This window comes from Sporichthyaceae bacterium (assembly GCA_036493475.1).
Lineage (GTDB): Bacteria > Actinomycetota > Actinomycetes > Sporichthyales > Sporichthyaceae > DASQPJ01.
This window is the reverse complement of the sequence record DASXPS010000170.1, coordinates 1-4,743: the sequence shown is the minus strand read 5'-3', so window position 1 is coordinate 4,743 and position 4,743 is coordinate 1. Positions and strand designations below refer to the sequence as shown.

The following is a 4,743-nucleotide window of genomic DNA, read 5'->3' as shown; positions in this document are numbered from 1 at the left end:
GGCTCCGGCACGCCGGGGCGAGCGGGCAGCTCACCGTCCGCGCCGACAGCGCGTCCTACTCCCGCGCGGTGCTGTCTACCGCCCGCAAGTTCGGGGTGCGGTTCTCGGCCACTGCCCGGCGGGACAAGAAGGTCCGGGCGTGGACGCCGATCCCGTACTGGCTGTCCACCCCGGAGGTGTCCGGCGCGGACATCGCCGAGACCCGCTACACCTGCTTCGCGCAGACCCGGGACGCGATCGAGGTGCGGGTTGGTCGTGCGCCGGGTGCGCCCGACCCCAGGTTCGCAGCTGGCGTTGTTCACTGACTTCGACTACCACGCCATGGTCACCGACCGCGACGGCGACCTGCCGCGGATCGAGGCCGATCACCGCCGCCACGCCGTGGTCGAGCAGGCCATCGCCGAGCTCAAGTCCGCCGGATTGGCGCACCTGCCGTCGGTTATCTGGAGCCGATTGGGGCTGGTCCGTGACGTCCATGACGGACACGGGGCTGCAAACGATCACGTCGTGGATGCGATTACCTTCTGCCGTCCAACACGCGGGCGGGAGGTTCGATGCGGGTGCAGCGGGTGCTCATGCCGGGCTCGGAGGCCGAGTCGTGGACCGTGCTCGGCGAGGACCAGGGTCCGGTGGAGCCGGTCGAGCGGTTCTTGGCGTTCTTGGCGGCGATCGAGCGGTCACCGAACACGATCAAGGCGTACGCGCATGATCTGAAGGACTGGTTCGCCTTCCTGGCTGGGCGCGGGGTGGACTGGCAGTCGGTCACGGTGGAGGACGTCGCCGGGTTCGTGGCCTGGCTGCGGCTGCCGCCGGCGGCTCGCGACGGGCGGGTGGCGGTGCTGCCCACGGTGGAGCATCACTGCGCGCCGGCGAGCGTGAACCGTAAGCTTGCGGCGCTGGCTTCGTTCTGCGAGTTCCACTCCCGGCACGGGGTGCCGCTGGCCGGTGTGCTCACCGCGATGGGGCCGGTCGGTCGTCGGGGTGGCGCGCGAACCTCGTTCAAGCCGTTCCTGCATCACGTCACCAAGACCAACCCGCAGCGGCGGCGCACGGTCGCGCTGGTCGCGCCGGCCCTGCGGGCGCCGGTGCTGACCGCCGCGCAGACGCAGGCGATCTTGGATGCGTGCACCCGGTTGCGGGACCGGCTGCTGTTCGCGGTGCTGCTCGACACCGGGCTGCGCATCGGCGAGGCGCTCGGGCTGCGCCACGAGGATGTCGAGATCGCCGAGCGGCAGGTGCGGGTTGTTCCGCGGGTCAACGACAACCGGGCCCGGGCGAAGGCGGGCCGGTGCCGGACCATCCCGGCCAGCGCAGAGCTGATCCGGCTGTATGCCGATTACCTGAATCGCGAGTACGGCGCGTTGGACTCCGACTACGTGTTCGTCAACCTGTGGGGCCGCCCGCGCGGGCATCCGCTGACCTACCCGGCGGTGTATGACCTGGTCGGGCGGCTGCGCCGGCGCACCGACGTGGAGTTCGGACCACACCATTTCCGGCACACCTATGCCACCTGGCTGCTGCGTCGAGGCGCCGGGATGGAGAGCGTGAAGGAGTTACTCGGACACGCCTCGATCACCACCACGATCGACGCCTACGGCCATCTCACCGTCGAAGACGCCCGCCGCACGCTGCAGGCCGCGGGCTGGTTCACTGGCCGGGAGGTGCGGCTATGACCGCCCCCAGCCCGGCGAGCGCCGCCGGCGGGCTGTTGGGCAAGCTGCTCGCGGCGGTCCGCGCGGAGTTCCGCGTCGAGGTCTACGTCCCGACCCCGGGCGACCCGGTGCTCGGACGTCCCGGCTGCGCGGTGCCCGGCTGTGACCGGTCGGGCTGGGAGTACCGGCTGTGCGGCGGGCACTCCAACCGCTGGCGCAAGCGCGGCCGCCCAGACCTGGCGAGTTTCCTCGCCGACCCGGGGCCGCCGCTGCACGGGCGGATCGAGCTGACCCACTGCACGGTGCCCGGCTGCCGCTTCGGCAGCAGCGGGTTCGGGTTGTGCATCCGCCATCGAAGCGCCTGGACCCGCAGCGGCCACCCCGACCCGGCGGTCTGGGCCGCCGACAACCCGGCCGTGCGCGGTATCGAGCCCGCCGAGTGCGGGCTGCCGTTCTGCACGCTGTGGTGTGAGAACGGCAAGCACCTGTTCTGCAAGTCGCACGAGACGCGGTGGCGCCAACTGGGCCGCCCGGCGGTAGAGGACTACGTCGCGCACTGCCTGCTGCGCGGGCGGGCCCGCATCGACTTCCGTGGGCTGGCCCCGCAACCCCAACTGGAGCTGCAGTACGCCCTCCAGTGCCGCCACGACCAGCAGACGATCACCGCGCCGCCACCGGTGGTGAACTGGGCGATCGGACAGGTCAAGGCCGCCGGCGTGGGCTCGATGCTCGACCACTCCCGGGAGCAGTGGCGGGCGCTGACCGAGGCGAAGTCCGGCGGCTGGTACCAGGGGTTCGTCCTGCACGCCCACGACGTAGTGAGCACGCTGCGCGAGGGCACCGGTTGGGAGGTCGAGTACCCGCGCGACGTCTGGCGGCTGCACACCTTGCCCGGGCTGACCCGCAACACCGGCAAGGCCCCCGAGGGGCGCAACCACCTGCGGTTCGACCGCATCACCCAGCCCTGGCTACGCGAGCTGGCCAAACGCTGGGCCCGGCTGCGCCTGTCGGGCGGACTCACCGTGAGCACCGTGCTCAACGACATCGGAGCGCTCACCCGCTTCAGCGCGTTCCTCGACCAGGCCGCGCCCACCGTCACCGCACTGGCCGGGATCGACCGGCCACTGCTGGAACGCTATCTGGCCTGGCTGGCCACCCAGCCGGTCGGGCTCGGCGCGAAGGAGGACGCGGTCACCGGCCTGCACCTGTTCTTCTCCGCGATCCGCCAACATGGCTGGGACGACACCCTGCCCACCACCGCGGTGTTCTTCGCCGGCGACACCCCGCGCCGTCCCCCGCAGCGCTCGCGTCGGCTCTCCGAACACCTGATGGCCCAGATCGAGGCACCGACGAACCTGGACCGCTGGGCCCATCCCGACGCCCGGCTGATCACCCTGATCCTGATTCGGTGCGGGCTACGCGCCTCCGACGCCTGCACGCTGGCCTTCGACTGCCTGCTCCACGACGGCCAGGGCGCCCCCTACCTGCGCTACCTCAATCACAAGATGCGCCGCGAGGCCGCAGTCCCCATCGACGACGAGCTCGAGACCGAGATCCGCGCCCAGCAGGACCGCGTCGCCGCCCGCTGGCCCCACGCCCACCCCTGCTTGTTCCCCCGCCACCGCGCCAGCGCCACTGGCACCCGCCCGATGACCTACTACAGCTACCGCGGCCTGCTCAACCGATGGCTGATCGACTGCGACATCCGCGACGAGCACGGCCAGCCCGCCCGGCTCACCCCGCACCAGTGGCGGCACACCTTCGCCAGCCGGTTGATCAACCGCGACGTCCCGCAAGAGGTCGTGCGGGTGCTGCTCGATCACGAGTCCAGCGAGATGACCGCGCACTACGCGCGGATCACCGACCAGACCGTCCGGCGGCGCTGGGAACAAGCCACCAAGGTCAACGTCAAGGGCGAGCGGGTCAGCATCGACCCCGACGGGCCGCTGGCCCAGGCGCAGTGGGCCAAGACCCGCTACGGGCTGGCCACCCAGACCCTGCCGCACGGCTACTGCGGGCTGCCGGTGCAGAAGAGCTGCCCGCACGCCAACGCCTGTCTGAGCTGCCCGGTGTTCCTCACCGGACCGGAGTTCCTGCCCGAACTGCGCGAGCACCGCGGGCGCACCCTGACCCTGATCCAGGACGCCCAGGCCGCCGGCCGGACCCGCATGGTCGAGATGAACGCGCACGTCCTAACCAACCTCGACCGCATGATCGGCGAGATCGAACACGACCAGAACGGCGCCCGCGATGCCGGCTGACAACACCCGCCACCTGCGCGCCGCCGCCCAACACCGCGCCGAGCAGACCCGCCGCCGCGCGGTGGCCGCGTTGCGCCGCATGGACGCCACCAGCGCTCCCGTCACCCTCGACGGACTCGCCCGCGAAGCCGGGGTCTCCCGCTCCTGGCTCTACACCCAGCACGACCTGCGCGCCGAGGTCGAGCGCCTGCGCCGGCGCCGTCAACACCCAACTCCGCCGGTGGTCCCACCCGAGCGACAGCGCGCCAGCGACGCGTCCCTGCTGCGCCGACTCGAAGCCGCCACCGAGCGCATCCGCCACCTCGAGCACGACAACCAGCAACTGCGCGACGCGCTCGCCCGCGCCCTCGGCGAGCGCCGCGCCGCCGACATTCGCGGCGGACCACCCGGACGCGACACGCCGAACCGCAAACCCGCGAAACTCATCGGCCCCTGTTGACCAAGACCCTGACGGCCACCGTCGTCGACACCGTCCACGACCAAGACCGGCAGGTCAAAGCCATGATCAAGTCGAAGGCTAAAGATAACGTCGGGCAGGTGCGCGAGGGCGGAGTCTGAGACGTAACTACGTGACCAGGCACGTTCCGGGCGTAGGGGTCGGTGACCCGATACCCAGGCCGGGTTGGTCGGTGATCAATATGGGTGACCGGTTACGCGGCGGCCGGTTCGAGGGTGACCCTGTGTCCGAGGGCTTCGAGTTCGCGAACGAGCCGACGTTGGCGTGCTTGCGGGCTGTCGACGCGGCGGGTGAAGTAGTCGGCGCCCAGGTCGCGGTAGGCGAGGCTCTCGGCGAGCGTATGCCAGATGATCACAATGAGGGCGGTGGCGGT

The 4,743-nt window shown here is 71.1% G+C and carries 6 protein-coding genes; 5 read left to right on the top strand and 1 reads right to left on the bottom strand.

What is annotated here, in order from left to right; all coding sequences use genetic code 11:
* From VGJ14_17200 to VGJ14_17180, 5 genes are all read left to right on the top strand, one after another.
* The coding region (locus VGJ14_17200) for a hypothetical protein (protein HEY2834169.1) at positions 1–305 on the top strand (305 nt) is incomplete at its 5' end.
* 249 nt (positions 306–554) lie between these two features.
* Positions 555–1,673, top strand: coding sequence for a tyrosine-type recombinase/integrase (locus VGJ14_17195; protein HEY2834168.1), 1,119 nt, complete (start codon positions 555–557; stop codon positions 1,671–1,673).
* Positions 1,670–3,913 carry a tyrosine-type recombinase/integrase gene (locus VGJ14_17190; GenBank protein ID HEY2834167.1) on the top strand — a complete coding sequence of 748 codons (2,244 nt, stop codon included), beginning with the start codon at positions 1,670–1,672 and terminating at the stop codon, positions 3,911–3,913. Before VGJ14_17195 ends, VGJ14_17190 begins: the two co-directional genes overlap by 4 nt.
* Positions 3,903–4,352, top strand: coding sequence for a DUF6262 family protein (locus VGJ14_17185; GenBank protein ID HEY2834166.1), 450 nt, complete (start codon positions 3,903–3,905; stop codon positions 4,350–4,352). The genes VGJ14_17190 and VGJ14_17185 overlap by 11 nt, the downstream gene beginning before the upstream one ends.
* A complete protein-coding gene (locus VGJ14_17180) occupies positions 4,349–4,471 on the top strand; it encodes a hypothetical protein (GenBank protein HEY2834165.1) in 123 nt (40 codons plus the stop codon). Before VGJ14_17185 ends, VGJ14_17180 begins: the two co-directional genes overlap by 4 nt.
* A 92-nt stretch (positions 4,472–4,563) precedes the next feature.
* Here the strand turns inward: VGJ14_17180 and VGJ14_17175 are convergent.
* Positions 4,564–4,743, bottom strand: a 180-nt coding sequence (locus tag VGJ14_17175) for a hypothetical protein (protein ID HEY2834164.1), incomplete at its 5' end; no start/stop codon positions are given.